The organism is Bacillus paralicheniformis (genome assembly GCF_002993925.1).
GTDB lineage: Bacteria > Bacillota > Bacilli > Bacillales > Bacillaceae > Bacillus > Bacillus paralicheniformis.
This window is the reverse complement of record NZ_CP023665.1, coordinates 1,930,523-1,946,812: the sequence shown is the minus strand read 5'-3', so window position 1 is coordinate 1,946,812 and position 16,290 is coordinate 1,930,523. Positions and strand designations below refer to the sequence as shown.

The following is a 16,290-nucleotide window of genomic DNA, read 5'->3' as shown; positions in this document are numbered from 1 at the left end:
TCGGCGCATGATCCTTCAGCTCCGGTCATAGACATAGCATAAAACCCCTGTCACATACAGAGGAACAAAAGGAAGTGTGCCCGTTGTTTATTTATACGGTTCAGCCGGGAGATTCATTATTTGTCATCGGTGCCAGGTTCGGAATTTCGATTGACCAGATCCGATTGGCAAACGGGTTGGTCGAAACAAACATTGTCCCCGGACAGGCTCTTTTAATACCGCTTTATACATATACGGTTCAGCAGGGAGACAATTATGATTCGATCGCCCGCCGGACGTTTGTATCCGCCGAAGCATTGCAAAAAGCAAATCCGTCTGTAACGCCTGCCAATATGAGGCCGGGGATGAAAGTGACGATTCCGGAATTGCCGAAAAAACCGATCACCGCTTTAGGATATTACACATTGAGAAACCCCGGCTTAGACCAGGAATTGATTCATAATTTTGCCCCCTACGCCACATATCTGGCATTTTTTGAATACCATATTTCAAGCGACGGATCGTTAAGCGAGCTGAATGATTCACCGGCGGTACAAACGGCCTGGAGGCGGCGCGTTCCTCCCCTCATGACAGTCACCAATCTGACAGAAACAGGCTTTAGTCCGTCTCTTGCGCACCGCGTATTAAATCAGCCTGACGTAAGAAACCGACTCATCGACAATATTGTTCAAACGATTTCCAGAAAAGGATATGCTGGCGTCAATATTGATTTCGAACAGATTGTGGAGGAAGACAGAGATTTATTTTCAGGTTTTCTCCGCCTGTTGAAAGAGCGGCTGAAGCCTTCCGGTTATGTGTTGACGGTTGCCGTTCCGCCGAAAACAAATGAAAATATCGCCTGGCTGAAAGGGTATGACTATGGCGGAATCGGCGCAGTGAGCGACCTTGTCTTTATCATGGCATACGACTGGCACCACGGAACAAGCGAACCCGGCCCCGTCGCTCCGATCAATGAAGTCCGGCAGACGATTCAATTTGCCCTTCGCCATATTCCAAAAGAAAAAATCATTCTCGGCTTTCCGCTTTACGGCTATAACTGGACGCTGCCCTATCAGCCTGGTACCGTATACCCGGGAATCGCCAACCAAGGCGCCGTTCAGCTCGCCATGAAGCACCAGGTACCGATTAAATATGATACAAAGTCTGAGTCCCCTTTTCTCCAATACACAGATGAACAAGGCAGAAGGCACATCATATGGTTTGAAGACGCACGCAGTATTGGAAAAAAACTGCAACTCATCATCGAATATGGACTTGGCGGCGGCGGTGTCTGGCAGCTCACGCTCAGTTTTCCGCAAGGAACCTGGCTCTTGACCAAATTCTTTCGCGTCAGAAAAGCCTGACAGCAACATGTAATTTATTGTAAAACAACAAACAGAATAATCCCGCTAACGAACCTTGATACTAATGATGTGTCCTTCACACAATAACAAATCTGAAAGGAATGTTTGCAATTGAATAATGGGATTCATGAAACATTGGAACTGCATGAGCTGTTAATGTTTAAAAACCTTTGCCTGACTAAGTCATCAACAATGACGGGAATGGTGCAGGATCAAGAGCTTCGCGACATCTTGGAACGGGATGCTTCCCAAACAAAGCATCAGATCGAGCATTTGCAAGGACTGCTGTCAATGAGAGGTGAAACCGTATGAACGAATTCATCCAAAACATGACAGGAATGGGCGCGATGACTGAACAAGTGATAGCGACCGACTTTTTAATCTCAGCGAAAACCGGTGTCAAAAACATTGCCACTGCTATCACAGAAACATCTTCTCCAGAAGTGCGTGAAACGCTTAAGCAGTATTTAAACGACGCGATTGATACTCATGAACAGATCACAAACTATATGATGTCAAAAGGTTATTACCATCCTGGCAATTTATCTCAACAAATTCAAGTTGATACCAAAGCTGCCGAAACAGCTAAAGATCTTCCGCAACTGTAATGAAAACGTGAATCCCCCGCAGTCCATACGCGGGGGATTCTTATTTAAACGGTTTCTTCTTTTTTCTCATCATAATCAATGACTGCCTTTGGAAGGGCCGTATATTTCGCCCAGTAAAATACCGCAATCGATCCTGCTGCGATCAAGATTAAATCGACCGGCGTCCTCAATAGGCCCACGCCATTACCGAATGAGCCGAGATACGACAAAATCAAGAGCATGACATAATAACCGACAATCCACCAGCTTGATTTAAGCTGCTGTGCAAACGAAACATCGTCTTGGGGAACATATTTTTTACACGCGCAATAAACGGCAAACATCACGAGCTGCGATCCGAGCAGCCATGACACGGTGTTCCAGCCTGACCAATAGACGATATACGACGCAAATACGAAGGAGACAGGAGCAATGACAGCCATCCCCTTGATTTGCAGAGGCTTGTTGAGTTGCTTGGCATTCACATTCAGCGCTGCCGCTGAAACCGGAGCAATCGCATAGGAAAGAATCAAGGCTACAGAGCAAACATTGACGAGCGCGTCCCAAGACGGAAAAGGAAGCGTCCAAAAAACGGCGAGCGCGAACGACAGCCACAACGACGGACGCGGAATTCCCGTCGATTTATTCACCTTGGCAAACACTTTGAACAACGTGCCGTTCCGCGCCCATGCATAAACCAAGCGCGACGTCGTATTCATAAAAATATTGCCGTTTCCGCCGGGTGATAAGATCGCATCCAGAACGACAAGAGTGGCAAGCCAGCCCATCCCGAGAAGCACCGCGATGTCTTTGAATGGAAGAGAAAATTCCTTGCCGATCGCTTTCCAGCCGTCATTCAGCATATCAGTCGGGATGGCTCCGATAAACACCACTTGCAGTATCGTATAAATGCAAGCCGAAACAATGATGCAAATCAGCAGAGCGACCGGGATGTTCCGCTGCGGATTTTTCACTTCACCGGCGACCGAAACGATCGGATGAAGACCGAGGTATGCAAACATCACCCCGCCGGTCGAAATGGACGCCTGCACCCCGTCAAAGCCAAACGGGGCAAATTCTCCCGCAAAGTTAGCCGACTTAAAATGGAATATCAATAAGACAATGATCGTCAAAGGAACAAAATACTTAAAAACCGAAATGATTAAATTTGATTTCGCAAACGCTTTGACACTCCAATAATTGAGTAAAAAGAACAAACAAAGCAGCACAAACTGCAAAAGCCAGCCGATAATCGTCGGCGATTCAGAACCTTTTATCGTCAAACCGGGAAACCAATAAGCTACGTATTGCCTGACAGCGGTCACTTCGATTGAAATCAGGCTTGTATAGGCAACGATCGTGATAAATGAAATCAAGTATCCGACAAGGTGGCCGTGGGTATACACCGGATAGCGGATAATCCCGCCCGTCCGCGGCAAAGCAGCTCCCAGCTCGGCATAAACGAGGCCGATTAAAAGGATAATGACACCGCCGATAATCCACGAAAAGCTTCCCGCGGGCCCGGCTTTTGAAGCAACATTGCTGACGGCAAACAGCCAAGCCGAGCCGAATATCGCTCCCATGCCGATCAAAATCAGGTCAAGCAGAGAGATCGTTTTTTTGAAATTGCCCTGATTTGACAAATCACTTCCTCCTTTTTAATACATTTAATAGAAGGTAGTATGTTCAAAAAGCGCCTCTGTATACTTTTCCCGCTTCCTTTCGGCTGCAACAAAAAACCCGGGGATTTCCCGGGTTCCTTCATATGGTTATTTCACTCCTGCCGGTGCTAAAAATGACTCAATTTCATCTGCGGCTTTCTCGGCTCCTCCTGCTTGTTTAATGTGCTCTTGCATGTCCTTTACGCGTTTCAGGACATCCAGGTTACCGTCCGTCTGGGAGACGGCTTCCCGCAATGAAGCAACTGTTGTGTCCTCCGGCTGCAAATGCTTGCCAAGCCCGAGTTCTTCGACGCGGCGGGCAGTGATTTCCTGTTCAGGCATTTGCGGGACGGCAACAAGCGGTACACCGGCATTCAATCCTTCCATCGTACTGTTCATACCCCCATGGGTGATGAAAAGCTCTGCTTTCTTCAGGATTTCCAGCTGGGGAACGCGCTGATGAATCGAAAAGTTATCAGGTATGTCGTCAAAGCTTTCAGGATCGATTGTCGTGCCGACAGCCATGATCACCTGCCACTTCGTGTCCCTGAATGCTTCGATGCACATATGATAAAATTCCGGCCAGGCATTGAACGCCGTCCCTAAAGAAATCAGCATGACAGGACGGCCGCTGTCCGAAATAACCGGCGTGTCTTTTTCCTGAAACTTGCGTTTGGCTAGAGAAGGACCGACAAAAGAGAACCGTTCATCAAACGTTTCGCCGTAAGGCTGAAAAGCACGAGGCATAAATACAATGTTCAATTTTGCCGGTTCGAACATCTCTTCAAAATTAAATGACGGAAGATTCGCATTTTTCAAAGCGGCTTCTTGCTCAGGCGTGAGCTCGATCTTAAACTCTTCAGACATTGATTTGAATGAAAAATGTTCGTTCTGTGCATATGTAGAACAAAGGCGAACCGCCTCTATTCCAAACTTCTCAGCCAGCATTTTTCCCGCCATGGCCATAAAGTCAAAAAGGATGAGGTCAGGCTTGTCATTCTCATAAAGCGCTTCAAGCTGAGGAAGAACCTCCTCCATTTCTTTCATAAACATCATCGGAGCCTGCGTCATATCTTTTTTATTTTTCATCAGCTCCCGAATTTGCTGCGGATCGATATTTAAAGTTGAGCGGTAGTTGAGCGGCTCTGCCCCAGTTTCCTCAACAGCTTTCACAAACTCATCCGTTACCGGATATGTTACCCGATAACCGCGTTTGACAAGGCTTGCCGTTAAAGCAAGCGTCGGATTAATATGCCCGTGAGCGGGAATATTAAAAATCGCGATATGTTTTTGGCCCATTTTTTAACCTCCCGTTATTTTTCGCTTCATAACAGTAACGATGATTTTATATCTCTTTCACTATGTTAAACAACATATTATAGATAATAAAGGAAAAACCCTTCAAAATTAAATTAAAATTAAAAAATACTAATATAGTCCTTTTTCTCACAAAAAAACACCAAACTTTAGACCTTAGTTTAAGGCCGCACTCGACTTTATTCCCCTTTTCGATACTGCCGACTTATATTTCAATCGTTTTAAAACAAAAAACAACCGTCAAAACAGCACTCGTTTTAACGGATGTCATGAAATTGCCATATTTTAAATTTAGTTTAAATTATTCTGTAAATGATGGTAAATACAAAAAAATTTTTATAATGTTATTTTGTCGCGCTTCCTGCTTCATTTCCTTTCAAAACTATCGTTTATCGTTTCCTTCTCCTCATAATTAGATATGAAAGGACTGTTGTTATTGGTATATACAGCGGAACATCTTGATGATTATTTAATGGAACAAGCATCCAACAATCATTTTCACGGCAGCATTTTGCTGGCAGACTCAAACGGTATTCTGCTATCGAAAGGATACGGTTATGCTAATTGCAAGGACAAAGTGAAGAATAAACCGTCTACACGCTACCAAATTGCTTCGCTGACAAAGCAATTCACAGCCATAGCGGTCATGCAGCTGCAAGAAAAGGGGCTGCTTCGTACTGATGATCCGGTACAAAACTATTTAGAAGGCTATCCGAACGGCGACAGCATTACCATCAAACATTTATTAAGCCATACGTCCGGAATTCCTGATTTTCTAGAGGAAGAATTGCTCGATATTGAGCTGGAGCGCGCACCGTTAGACCAATTTATCGGCCGGTTTATTGACAAACCGCTCGAATTTCGCCCGGGACAAAGGTTTAATTATAGCAATTCAGGATACATATTACTCACAAAAATCATTGAAACAATCACAAATGAAGCTTATGGAGATGTCATTCAAGAATTGATCTTTGACCCTTTAGGCATGAAAAACTCCGGTTTCTTCGCTTCCCCGGAAGATATTTCGCCCACAGTCGGATACTTATGCCTGAATCGCGAAATGATCAAAGCGCCTATCGTATACGGCTACGGGGAAAGCGGGCTGTATTCAACCGTTGAAGACTTGTACTTATGGGACAGGGCGCTTTACACTGAAAAGCTTGTCACAAAAGGCGCTTTGAAAGAAGCGCTTTACAGCTGTGTCAAAAAACCGGCTTTTACAGCCGAAGGCCCTTCTCCGGCACTCATTCAAAACAATTCGATCGGATACGGATGGTTTATTAATCATCAAAACAAGTATAAAATATGGCATGATGGAGAAATCCACGGTTTTATCAGCTCGATTAACCGATACATAAACGAGAAAAAAGTGCTGATTATGCTCAGCAATTGCAACCTGTCAAAAACAGACGAGATTTTGGCAAACGTGGAACAAGCTTTATTGCAAATATAGAAGCTAAAAACAAAGAAAGGCAGCGGGAGCGGTATGATCAGAAAACTATTCACTATCATCATCATGGCAAGTATCATCGCGGTCGGATTCGTCTGCAAAGATTCCTGGCTCGGCGTCATCAGGGACGGAGGCATTTATTCGGTGCTATTCAGCATGCTGCTTGTGGCGGCCTGTGTATTTTTCCCGATCGTCCCGTTTGCGCTCATTGCCGGATTAAACGGCGCTTTGTTCGGAATCGCAAACGGCGTGCTGATCACGCTGACAGGGTCGATGCTCGGCACCATGCTCTTGTTCTTCCTCTCACGTTACGGATTCAGAGATTTGGCTCGCAAACGCTTAACGAAATACCCGAAAATGAGCGAATATGAAGCCTATTTTAACCAAAATGCTTTTACAGCCGTACTATTGGGCAGACTGATCCCCGTTATCCCCGCCGTTGTCATGAATATTGTCTGCGGTTTAAGCAAGGTGAAATGGGCTGTCTTTTTCGCGGCTTCGACACTTGGAAAAATCCCTAACGTTCTCGTCGTCTCGATCGCAGGTGCCAATTTCAGTGAAAACAAGCTGATCTCTATCGGTGTCTACGGCTTATACATGGCGATCATAGCGCTTGTCATCTACAGAAAGTATCCCCATCTGACTCAAAAACATAAAGAGACCAAACAGACAGGGAAGCCTTCTTGACCCGCTGAGGCGGCAATGATAGCCGCCGCCTTCGTTTTTCGGTTGAACGTCAGCCGATTACAACAGCCGTACCATATCCGATTAGTTCGGAGGTACCCTGGCCTGCAGATAGTTCGAACCTTAGACCGACGATCGCGTTTGCTCCGAGTTCTTCAGCTTGATTCACGAGCCGTTCTCTCACAGCTTTTTTCGAATCCTCAAGCATTTGGGTGTAATTTTTTAATTCTCCGCCAATGACCGACTTCAATCCTGACAGAATATCTTTTCCGATATTCCGCGACTGAACGATGCTGCTGGTGACAAGCCCTTTGACTTCGACGATATTTTGATTCGCGATTGTATCTGTTGTGACGATGATCATTCATATCCTCCCTTTTCCTATACTTACTAGCTACCATACCATATCCGCCGGAAGCGTGCAGTTATTTATCCATCATATCGGCTGGATTATTAAAATGTTAAGTTTTTTATGCAAAGTTTTACCACATTGCATAGCCGCATCGTTTCAATCGCGGGCTTTTCACAAAATGGAAAATGCCTCGAAAGAAGTGAATATAGATAACTTTATAGCATTGTTAATTTCAGCTTCATAAGAAAAATTGAGTATCTTTTGAATGCACTTCTTCATGTTAACACGATTTCATCCCAGTTGATTCTTCTTCCACTTCCTTATTTTAGTCCTGAAGTTTTTAAATGGAGCCACAGAGTTGACGTGAATGAACCTTATAGCAGGCCACTTCGGGTTTTCACCTGTCCAATTCAAAGTACCTTGGGTGAATAATTCTTCATCCGTGAGCGTATCAATCCAAGACTGAAGTTGTGCCTCTGCTTTCTTGAATTCTTGGCGAAGCTCAGTTAACGAAAAGTGAGAATACATATCGTAAAAAGATTGATAAAGAGCACCCAGTTGGTTCCATTTATAATGAGGAGAGGGAGTGACAACGGTTTTTCCCAAGCGCTCATCCCTGTCCCAGCTCATCAACAGGTTTAACCATCCGAGCTGATAAGCAAGGATTTCCCCTGGCGTTCGATCTACGTCTTGATCCCGAACATCTCTATACTGATCGGGGATATCGTCAAACTCCCCATCTAGTAACAAATAACGCTTATGAATTTCTTCTTTCAAATGTTTCTTGGACTCGTACACCGTAATCCCTCCTTGATATCAACTATAGTGTACACTACACGGATTGTCCGCCTTATTTTAAAACAAATCATGAACTTTTAAGAGCAGTTTGCGAGACTTCCCTTACATTGCATGTATATTAATTTGTTCGACGGTTCCCGCTTCAATATGAGGTAATGTGAATCGGCTCCCCTGCCGTCGACTCTACGTCAACCTCTCTCGATACCCAAATTCAATTCAAATGCCTCCATGCATCACTAGAATCGGCTTCCCTTCACCTATTCGCGAATATTCAATTGTCAGTCCGTCAATTTCAAAGGTGCCGATGCTTCTTTCATAATTTCTTCATCCTTTACTTTCATCATGTTTCAGAAAATCCATACAACATAAAAAACGGCTGGGCGGTCCCGCCCAACCATTCGAATATGTTAAGATTTTTTGCGTTTGCAAGTCAATAAATATAGCAATCCGCCAGCCAATACAAAGACTGTGAATATGGCAAACGAGCGGCTGAATACAGCGCCCCAGGCATTGTCCATTGCCGGAAGCGCAGAATAGCCGAACCCGCGCACTGCCATCAAGCCTCCTGCAAATGCCACGCCTATTCCTTCAGATAAAAAACAGGCAAAATTCAGCATCCCCATTCCAGCGCCTGCAGCCTCTTCTTCCAAGCTTTCTGCGGCACTATTGGAAATCGACGTCTTCACAAATGAAAGACCGCCAAATATAAACACGAGCAGCATCGTCATCAACCATGGTGTCCGGTCACCGAACTGTGACGCGGCCGCTATGGTTGCCAAGATCAATAACCATCCAAGAGTAAAAACAAACCGGCTGCCGAAGCGATCGGTAAGGGCTCCCCCCGCGACGCCGAAAAAGATAACGCCCACACTACCCGGAAGCATGATACCGCTTCCGATAATATCGGCATTTAAACTGAACAAGACTCTCATCATATATGGAACGACAGAGACGATTCCCGCAACGCTTCCCAATACGATACATCCTGCCAAAACGACGCCTATATATCTGCGATTCTTGATTAAAGACCGGTCAATAAAAGGATGTTCCGCATATCGGGTATGAACCGCAGCTCCAATCAAGCAAAAAATGCCCGCCGCTAAATAAAAGACATGATACAGCGATATATATACAGCGAACATCACAATGCTGATTGTCAGCAGGACGATCCCTATGATATCCAAATTTGCTTTTACAGCGGCTTCAGCAGGCATATTTCTGAGGAAGAATGGAATCGACATCAGCGCCGCCATCGGAAGAAGGAACAGAAACGACCAATGAATATGATGTACAATCATTCCGCCGATAGCCGGACCTATTCCCTCGCCCATTGCCACCAGTGATCCGACAAGGCCGAACGCTTTGCCCCGGCCCTCCGGACGGACACAGCGTGTAATGATGACCAGGATAAGCGCGGGTACAGCGGAAGCCCCGGCTCCTTGAACAAAGCGCGCAAAGATCACGGCCGTGAAATAAGACTGAGCCGAAAAACCTATTAACGAACCTCCGCCATAGATCATTAGTCCGGCCACAAACAGCTTTCTGACACCGTACATATCAGAAAGCCTGCTGTAAACGACCGAACCGGCAGCAAAGGAAATGATAAAACTCGTATTCACCCAATTTGCCGCGGCAGGCGACACGTCAAATTGATTTTTTATGTCCGGCAATGCAACATTAAATACGGTTTCGTTCATCACACTGAAGAAAGCGACAAAGCTAAGCCACCAAAACGCCTTCTTTTGATGCTTGAAGGACTGCATTTTACTGTTTTTCAATTGAATGATACCCCCAAAATTATAGGGGAATCACGCAGTTTATAGGGTTAATGATGCGCTTTCCCCTCAAATGTTAACCCATTTATTTTTTTGCACTTCATCATTCATGCGCCTCCTCATATTTGATTTTTAAATTATACAATTGATCAACAAAGGGATCAATGTAAGGAACATAAGCTGAACTTTCACATTGCAAAAAAAGGCCAATGAAGAATACCGGTGCAGTACCCTTCATTGACCTTTATTCGTGACATACTGAGCAAGCCAGCCTTGTCCTGTGCTTTTCCGAAAGCTTAATCAAATTCCCTGTTTAATAATTTTTTCAGTTCCTTTTTTTGTTTTTTCGATACGAGAATATACAAAATATCGCCTGATTTAATTTTCGTTTCTCCGTGCGGCGTGACCAAATCCCCGTTTCGGATGATCGCATTGATCAGGGCATCTTTCGGAAAGCTGATGTCTTTCAGTGCCTGCCCGGTGATGGCTGTTTGGTCATCGACTTCAAATTCGATAATTTCGGCGTTCGCCTTGCCGATGGAAACAAGCTCGAGCGAATGCGGCGCTTCGACTTTCTGCGGTCCGTTCAATTTCAATTTTTCTGCGAAGACCGATATGGTTGATCCTTGGATCAAAGCAGATGTTAAAACGACGAAGAATACGACATTGAAGACCAATTGGCTGTTTTCAAGCCCCATCGTCATGGGGAATGTTGCAAGAACGATCGGAACGGCCCCTTTTAATCCGGCCCACGACAAGAAGATTTTTTCGTTAAAATGAAAGCCCATTTTGATGGTCGACAGAAAAACGGCAACCGGTCTGGCGATAAAAATTAAAATCAGCGAAAGCAGGAAGCCTTTGAAAATGATATCGAAAGATAAAAATTGGGCAGGAAAAACCAATAATCCTAGAATAATAAACATCAAAATCTGCATCATCCAGGCAAAGCCTTCATTAAACCTGAAAATAGAATGTCGGTAAGTCAAATCTTGATTTCCGATGACAAGCGCAGCAATGTAGACGGCAAGCAAGCCGCTCGCCCCGATGACATCTGTAAGACTGTAGGTAAGAAGCGCAAAAGCAAGAGCAAAGATCGGATAAAGTCCGCTTGAATCCAAGTTGATTTTATTGATGGCAAAGCTGGCGAACCGCCCGAGTACATATCCGAGCAAAAGCCCCATTCCCATCTGCCAGAAAAATGAAATCACAAGCATGAAATAAGATGAATGATCAGCCGTCAGCAGCTGGATGAGCGATAAAGTCAAAAACATCGCCATCGGATCATTTGTACCCGACTCTGCTTCCAGTGTAGAGCTCAATCTGTCTCTAATATTCTGGCCTTTCAAAACGGCGAAAATCGCGGCCGCATCTGTAGAACCGACAATCGCTCCGAATAAAAAGCCTTCCATCCAGGAAACATTAAAAATCAGTTTGGCCGCAACCGCAACCACACAGGTGGTCAGCAAAACGCCAATCGTTGCGAGCGACAATGAAGGAACGGCGACCGCTTTGATTGAAGACCATTTTGTTTGCAGACCGCCTTCAAAAAGGATGACGACGAGTGCGATAACTCCGATCAGCTGGGCTAACTCGGGATTATTAAAATAAATAATTCCGAGACCGTCGCTCCCCATGACCATCCCGACAATCAAGAACAAGACGAGAGCGGGCACTCCGAGCCTTGTCGAAAATTTCGTTGTCAGTACACCGATAATCAGCAATAAGGCCGCTAATAAAATAAACTGCTCCATATTAATGTGTTCCAACCATTTATCCTCCTCCCAATCTTAACCGATACTGGTGCTGTCCCCCGTTCTTTTACCCGAACAGGCACCCTCATAAAACGTATGTAACAAACGATGTTCGCGTATGCTCGTGTATGGGACCCGTCCTTCAGTCTTCACTCCATCCGTGAAACTTTGTGCCTGCAATCGCAATAATCCCAATAATGATTGCGATTGGAATCCAAATCACGGCAAACGGATGCGCAGGCTCAGCAAGTGCGGCGATGACGGCCCCCAGGCAATAGAGCACAATCGTCAAAGCGCGAAGCCATGCGTCCTTATGGATGACCTTTTGGTCGTTTTTGCTGAGGAACCGTTTTGTCACATCTTCGAAAAAGTTTGCGAGCGTCCCCGTTAGGACAGTAGTGGAAATCCCTGCTATGCCGAGCTTTCTGGCTGCTGTAGTCTGAAGCCCCATCGCCATGCTTAACAGCAAGATCAAAAAGTGTGGCGAACTTTCATAGAAAGTCAGACAAGCAAATAGAAGCAATACGGCTGCTTCAACAGCAAGTGCAATCGTGACGCCTGACGGCCAGAACGATTTTTCCTGTTTTCCGACAATGGCTGCTGAAATAATCACGCCGATGATAAATCCGAACAATGCGATCAGCGAGTACACGGCGGTCGCATGAAGAGAATTGCCGATTGATAATCCTAACAGTACGATATTCCCGGTCATATTAGCAGTAAATACGTGACCGATACTTAAGTACCCAATCACATCTACAATACCTGCTGTCAAACAGAGAAGCAAAAGCATGATGTTTCGTTCATGAGCAGCATTCAATGTGATTCAATCCTTTCGAAGCTATTCTGCCCGGCGGAATGTTAAGCGATTCAATCCGGTATGTCATGAGCCTTTCCTAAGGGAAAACTCGATTTGGGGACTTTTTTATTGTTAGAAAAAGAGGGGTTCTTAACGAAAAAATGCGGGCGATCCGATCATGCACCTCAGCAAAACACTTATCGCTCATCGTGTTACATCTACAATTCAATTGTATCATAAGCATTAAAATTTTTTATAAATGAAGTTCTTAAAAACTTGTTTTTAAGAACTGGGAACACATTTCTTACTGTTAAGAAAGCAGCCGATCGGCGTTTGTTGCATGATCAGACTGTTTGCCTAAATAAAAACGAACGAGCCGCCTTTTACAAGCGACTCTTCCCCATTCCTTCAATACTTGCAAAGTTCATGGTTACACGCGGGAGGACTGATTCACTTCATATGCCGCCCGTATTCCCGATTCAATCGCTCCCTGCATCCACCCGTGAGTGAGGGAAGCGTGCTCCCCGGCGAAATACACCCTTCCCTCAGGCATAGGAATATAAGGATACAGCTCCAATTCCTGACCAGGTTCGAAAGCTGTAAATGCTCCCGCTGAAAAAGGATTTTGCGTCCAGCTGAAAGAAGCGCCTGATACAAACTCAGAATACACGATTTCTCCATATATTCTCGCTAAATTTTTCAGCGTATAGCGGATCCGCTCTTCTTCCGGCTGACTGTCCCATATCAGCGCTTCATCAGCCCACGTATAGCTCGCTAAAATAACAGCATGACCGTGTGCCCCTATGCCGCTGCTTGGGTAATATGAAAAGCGAATCGGCAAATCGGTAATGGATCTGCCGCCGCGCTGCCCGACTCTTTCCCAAAACCTGCTCTTAAATTCGATTCCTATTTTTGTCGCGGCAATATAGTTAAGCTCCCGAATCGCTCTCCGCTTATGATAGGAAAACGAATCAAACGGCTCAAATGTCACAAATCGCAAAGCTGAAAAAGGAATTGTTACGATTGCGAAATCACTTGTCAGAGCTGAATGTTCTGCCGACTGTTGGTGGATACAATGGGCTGTCACATTGTTTTCAGTTTGAGATATTTTCATCAATTTATGACCAAATAAAATATCGCCCTTTAATTGCGGAAGAAAAGCTTGCGTCAGCAAGTCCATGCCACCTGTAATCTCATAGAAACGAGACGGCGATGTAAAAAAGATCGATTCCCTTAATACTTCGACAAGTGACAATCCCATGTACGCTTCCATGTCCAAAAGCACACCAATCATATCAATGGAGCCGTGTGAAAAATGAGTGTTGAGAAAAGAGCCCAACGATTCGTTTCTGTATTGTTTTTCAACAATACGCCAATTTCTCGCCGGATCTTGGCTGATAAAATTGAGGATAGGCTGCAATGCAGAAAGCATCAGCTGTTCAGCCGTTTTCCCCTGCTCATGGGGAGCAGCCGGGAATCTTAAAACACCCGGATATCTTTCAAACTCATGAAGACGAGTTTTCACGCCGTTGACGTAAAGAATATCCATGGGGGTTCTGTTGATAAACTCATTGACAGGCAGATTAAATTTCTTAATGTATTCTATCGTTAAAGTATGAATATCGGGGATGCGCATCGGACCGGCATTGAAATACAACCCTTCGCTAAAGGGTGCACGGGAAGTAAAAACACGTCCTCCCGCTCTGTCATTCGCTTCCACGATCGTCACTCTGTGCCCGGCACTCTTTAATAAAGACGCTGCGACAAGCCCGGACAACCCGGCACCAACGATCATTACTTGCTTGGGATACTGTGTTGTTTGAAGGCCGTTTCTAATGATATAAAGCATGTCTCCCTCAGTTAATTGAAAATTCAATTTACTCAGCGCCCTTTTCGGTGGATTTATTGCATTATATTCCGTTTAAAGGACGCCAATCACCATTTTCATCCTCTCTGCACGAAGACTCCGTATGAGGGCGCAGTTGCAAATGGGTCAACTATTTTTAAAAATGTAAATCAATATCCTATACCGAATTGATAAAGATACATAGGATAAACTATGTATCTTTAGGGAGGTGAAACATATGAGCGGAGGTTACGGATACGGAAGCGGTTTTGCTTTAATTGTTGTCCTGTTCATTCTCTTAATCATCATTGGTGCCAGCTGGTTCGGCGGTGGTTATGGAGGCTATTAAGTTCTAAAATGGTTCTGTTTTAAAAAGCAATAACCTATGACCTTCTCCTTATTTTACATGTTCTCCCCTCTTGCTTATCGTTATTGACTCCATTATGAAAGGCTCTTTTTAAAAAGAGCCTTTTTTTAATACAATACAGGAAAACGCCCCTCTATTGAGCTTCACTTTGCTCCAAAGAAATTCTATTTTCCACTATGCTTTTGTTTCGCTTTTTGCTTTCTGAGTAAATACTTTTGTTCTTTTTCCTTTTCCCGCTGCTCTTTTGTCAGCCGCTGTTTCTTTCGTTTTCTTGCTTCCAGCTCTTGTTTTATCGCTTCTTGCGCCTTATGAGACACACCAGCATTTTTCAATTCTTTAGACACTTGCCGCTGCAGCCTTTTCGGATTTATTTTGCGCGGGCGGCGGGCGTCCAGCCTAACTCCTTCCTGATCTGCTTGTGACAGTGCCTGTAAAAGTTGATGATGAACAAAATGCAAAACTTCCGAATCCTTCGGCTCTTTGCCAAACAAATGCCGGACGGCTCTCAGCTTACCTTCAATCACAACTTCAATGACTCCTATCCAAAACTGACCATCATAGTAAACCGTTAATTTCATAACGATTCCCTCCTCCATCAACATGTACTTCAGAGAATGACGGACATCCCGAGGAGGGGAAGGTTACTGGCATGATCAATCATGCATCCGGACTACCAACCGAATCGTGTTTTTTCATTCTCCGCTAAAAATTTTATCAATTTTTCCAGCTTAGGAAAAGGGGTAAAGTTCTTTTATATTCAGTACAATAATATAATGCAAACCCTCCCCTGAGCCAGATAGGCTCTGGCTGAAAAAGAAGCTGCTCAGATCTCATTGGCACCGTTTAACCTCTTCTATTTGCGTTTGACTTGAAAAAGAGATAAAATGATTTTTAAATCGTAATAATTACGTTTTGTTTGCCGTATTGAAAGAGAGACCATATAAATAAACAACCAAAGGCGGCAAGAGAAGGCTGAATAGAGAGCTTGCGAAAGGAGTGAAAAGCTCAAGGTGACGATGAAATGCGGAGCTTACCCCACCGTCTCCCCGGTTATCGGTATCACCTTTCGGGACAGTTATCGACCGGGGCTTACTTAGTCTTTATCATTTTACCGTTTGCAAATCGTAATAATTCTGTTTTACTCGGAGGAAAGATACATATGGCGACATGGGATTTAAGTAATATGAAACATCATATCTTTATCTGCAACGGCAGCAGCTGCAATCGGGTCGGAGCTGAGGAACTGACTCAAGTGATTCGGCAAGAAATTTCAGACCGGGAGCTCGACGATGTCATTCATACAACGCGCACGCGGTGTAATGGAAGATGCCAAGATAAGTGCGTGGTCATCCACTATCCGAAAGGAACATGGTATAAAGATTTAAAACCGGAGGATGTCCCCCTCCTGATTGACTCGCTTTGTACCAATGAAGATTATCAAGAAAAAGCAAGTCATTTGTATGATGGCCAACGTTTCGAACGTTCATCTGGCGTCACCGCCGGGATTCCAAAAGACAAAGAAAAAGTAATCAAAGTATCGAAAAAATTGTAAATGAGGTC

The 16,290-nt window shown here is 44.6% G+C and carries 15 protein-coding genes and 1 pseudogene; 7 read left to right on the top strand and 9 right to left on the bottom strand.

Annotation, left to right across the window (positions count from 1 at the left end; all coding sequences use genetic code 11):
• The first annotated feature begins 83 nt into the window (after nt 1–83).
• The 3 genes from CP943_RS09950 to CP943_RS09940 all read left to right on the top strand — a co-directional run bounded on the left by CP943_RS09950 (nt 84) and on the right by CP943_RS09940 (nt 1,951).
• Nucleotides 84–1,343: a glycosyl hydrolase family 18 protein gene (locus tag CP943_RS09950; RefSeq protein ID WP_186438591.1), complete on the top strand. Its 1,260-nt coding sequence runs from the start codon at nt 84–86 to the stop codon at nt 1,341–1,343.
• A 111-nt stretch (nt 1,344–1,454) separates the two neighbouring features.
• A complete protein-coding gene (locus tag CP943_RS09945) occupies nt 1,455–1,655 on the top strand; it encodes a spore coat protein (protein ID WP_023857660.1) in 201 nt (66 codons plus the stop codon).
• Nucleotides 1,652–1,951, top strand: coding sequence for a spore coat protein (locus tag CP943_RS09940; RefSeq protein ID WP_025811469.1), 300 nt, complete (start codon nt 1,652–1,654; stop codon nt 1,949–1,951). Before CP943_RS09945 ends, CP943_RS09940 begins: the two co-directional genes overlap by 4 nt.
• Before the next feature lie 44 nt (nt 1,952–1,995).
• On the opposite strand, the gene CP943_RS09935 is transcribed toward CP943_RS09940, so the two are convergent.
• Together CP943_RS09935 and yjiC are read right to left on the bottom strand one after the other, a co-directional pair.
• A complete protein-coding gene (locus tag CP943_RS09935; protein ID WP_026579705.1) occupies nt 1,996–3,573 on the bottom strand; it encodes an APC family permease in 1,578 nt (525 codons plus the stop codon).
• A gap of 126 nt (nt 3,574–3,699) precedes the next feature.
• A complete protein-coding gene (yjiC, locus tag CP943_RS09930; RefSeq protein WP_020451485.1) occupies nt 3,700–4,890 on the bottom strand; it encodes a UDP-glycosyltransferase YjiC in 1,191 nt (396 codons plus the stop codon).
• A 454-nt stretch (nt 4,891–5,344) separates the two neighbouring features.
• Between yjiC and CP943_RS09925 the strand changes: the two genes are divergently transcribed.
• Together CP943_RS09925 and CP943_RS09920 are read left to right on the top strand one after the other, a co-directional pair.
• Nucleotides 5,345–6,361: a serine hydrolase domain-containing protein gene (locus CP943_RS09925; protein WP_105980955.1), complete on the top strand. Its 1,017-nt coding sequence runs from the start codon at nt 5,345–5,347 to the stop codon at nt 6,359–6,361.
• Between the two features lie 33 nt (nt 6,362–6,394).
• Nucleotides 6,395–7,045 (top strand): TVP38/TMEM64 family protein, encoded by a 651-nt coding sequence (locus CP943_RS09920; RefSeq protein ID WP_026579707.1) that lies wholly within the window; start codon nt 6,395–6,397, stop codon nt 7,043–7,045.
• 49 nt (nt 7,046–7,094) lie between these two features.
• On the opposite strand, the gene CP943_RS09915 is transcribed toward CP943_RS09920, so the two are convergent.
• The 6 genes from CP943_RS09915 to CP943_RS09885 form a co-directional block, all read right to left on the bottom strand.
• A complete protein-coding gene (locus CP943_RS09915) occupies nt 7,095–7,406 on the bottom strand; it encodes a YbjQ family protein (protein WP_003182008.1) in 312 nt (103 codons plus the stop codon).
• Between the two features lie 279 nt (nt 7,407–7,685).
• Complete coding sequence (locus CP943_RS09910) at nt 7,686–8,198, bottom strand: ClbS/DfsB family four-helix bundle protein (RefSeq protein WP_026579708.1); 513 nt, start codon at nt 8,196–8,198, stop codon at nt 7,686–7,688.
• A 401-nt stretch (nt 8,199–8,599) separates the two neighbouring features.
• Complete coding sequence (locus CP943_RS09900) at nt 8,600–9,970, bottom strand: MFS transporter (RefSeq protein ID WP_230588675.1); 1,371 nt, start codon at nt 9,968–9,970, stop codon at nt 8,600–8,602.
• A gap of 293 nt (nt 9,971–10,263) precedes the next feature.
• Nucleotides 10,264–11,733, bottom strand: coding sequence for a potassium/proton antiporter (locus CP943_RS09895; RefSeq protein ID WP_035338707.1), 1,470 nt, complete (start codon nt 11,731–11,733; stop codon nt 10,264–10,266).
• Between the two features lie 127 nt (nt 11,734–11,860).
• A complete protein-coding gene (locus CP943_RS09890) occupies nt 11,861–12,538 on the bottom strand; it encodes a YoaK family protein (protein WP_035338708.1) in 678 nt (225 codons plus the stop codon).
• A 409-nt stretch (nt 12,539–12,947) separates the two neighbouring features.
• Nucleotides 12,948–14,366 carry a flavin monoamine oxidase family protein gene (locus CP943_RS09885; protein ID WP_035338710.1) on the bottom strand — a complete coding sequence of 473 codons (1,419 nt, stop codon included), beginning with the start codon at nt 14,364–14,366 and terminating at the stop codon, nt 12,948–12,950.
• 235 nt (nt 14,367–14,601) lie between these two features.
• On the opposite strand from CP943_RS09885, the gene CP943_RS09880 reads away from it, so the two are divergent.
• Nucleotides 14,602–14,712, top strand: coding sequence for a YjcZ family sporulation protein (locus CP943_RS09880; protein ID WP_020451477.1), 111 nt, complete (start codon nt 14,602–14,604; stop codon nt 14,710–14,712).
• Nucleotides 14,713–14,894: 182 nt separating this feature from the next.
• Here the strand turns inward: CP943_RS09880 and CP943_RS09875 are convergent.
• Nucleotides 14,895–15,381, bottom strand: a pseudogene (locus tag CP943_RS09875) (YjdF family protein).
• A gap of 508 nt (nt 15,382–15,889) precedes the next feature.
• Here CP943_RS09875 and CP943_RS09870 point away from each other — a divergent pair.
• A complete protein-coding gene (locus CP943_RS09870; protein ID WP_035338711.1) occupies nt 15,890–16,282 on the top strand; it encodes a (2Fe-2S) ferredoxin domain-containing protein in 393 nt (130 codons plus the stop codon).
• Nucleotides 16,283–16,290 lie beyond the last annotated feature (8 nt).

What these genes read in the sequence shown, in the direction of transcription:
- CP943_RS09870 (WP_035338711.1), top strand. Translation starts at nt 15,890, where the DNA reads ATGGCGACATGGGATTTAAGTAATATGAAACATCATATCTTTATCTGC.
- CP943_RS09880 (WP_020451477.1), top strand. Translation starts at nt 14,602, where the DNA reads ATGAGCGGAGGTTACGGATACGGAAGCGGTTTTGCTTTAATTGTTGTC.
- CP943_RS09915 (WP_003182008.1), bottom strand. Translation starts at nt 7,406, where the DNA reads ATGATCATCGTCACAACAGATACAATCGCGAATCAAAATATCGTCGAA.
- CP943_RS09885 (WP_035338710.1), bottom strand. Translation starts at nt 14,366, where the DNA reads ATGCTTTATATCATTAGAAACGGCCTTCAAACAACACAGTATCCCAAG.
- CP943_RS09920 (WP_026579707.1), top strand. Translation starts at nt 6,395, where the DNA reads ATGATCAGAAAACTATTCACTATCATCATCATGGCAAGTATCATCGCG.
- yjiC (WP_020451485.1), bottom strand. Translation starts at nt 4,890, where the DNA reads ATGGGCCAAAAACATATCGCGATTTTTAATATTCCCGCTCACGGGCAT.
- CP943_RS09940 (WP_025811469.1), top strand. Translation starts at nt 1,652, where the DNA reads ATGAACGAATTCATCCAAAACATGACAGGAATGGGCGCGATGACTGAA.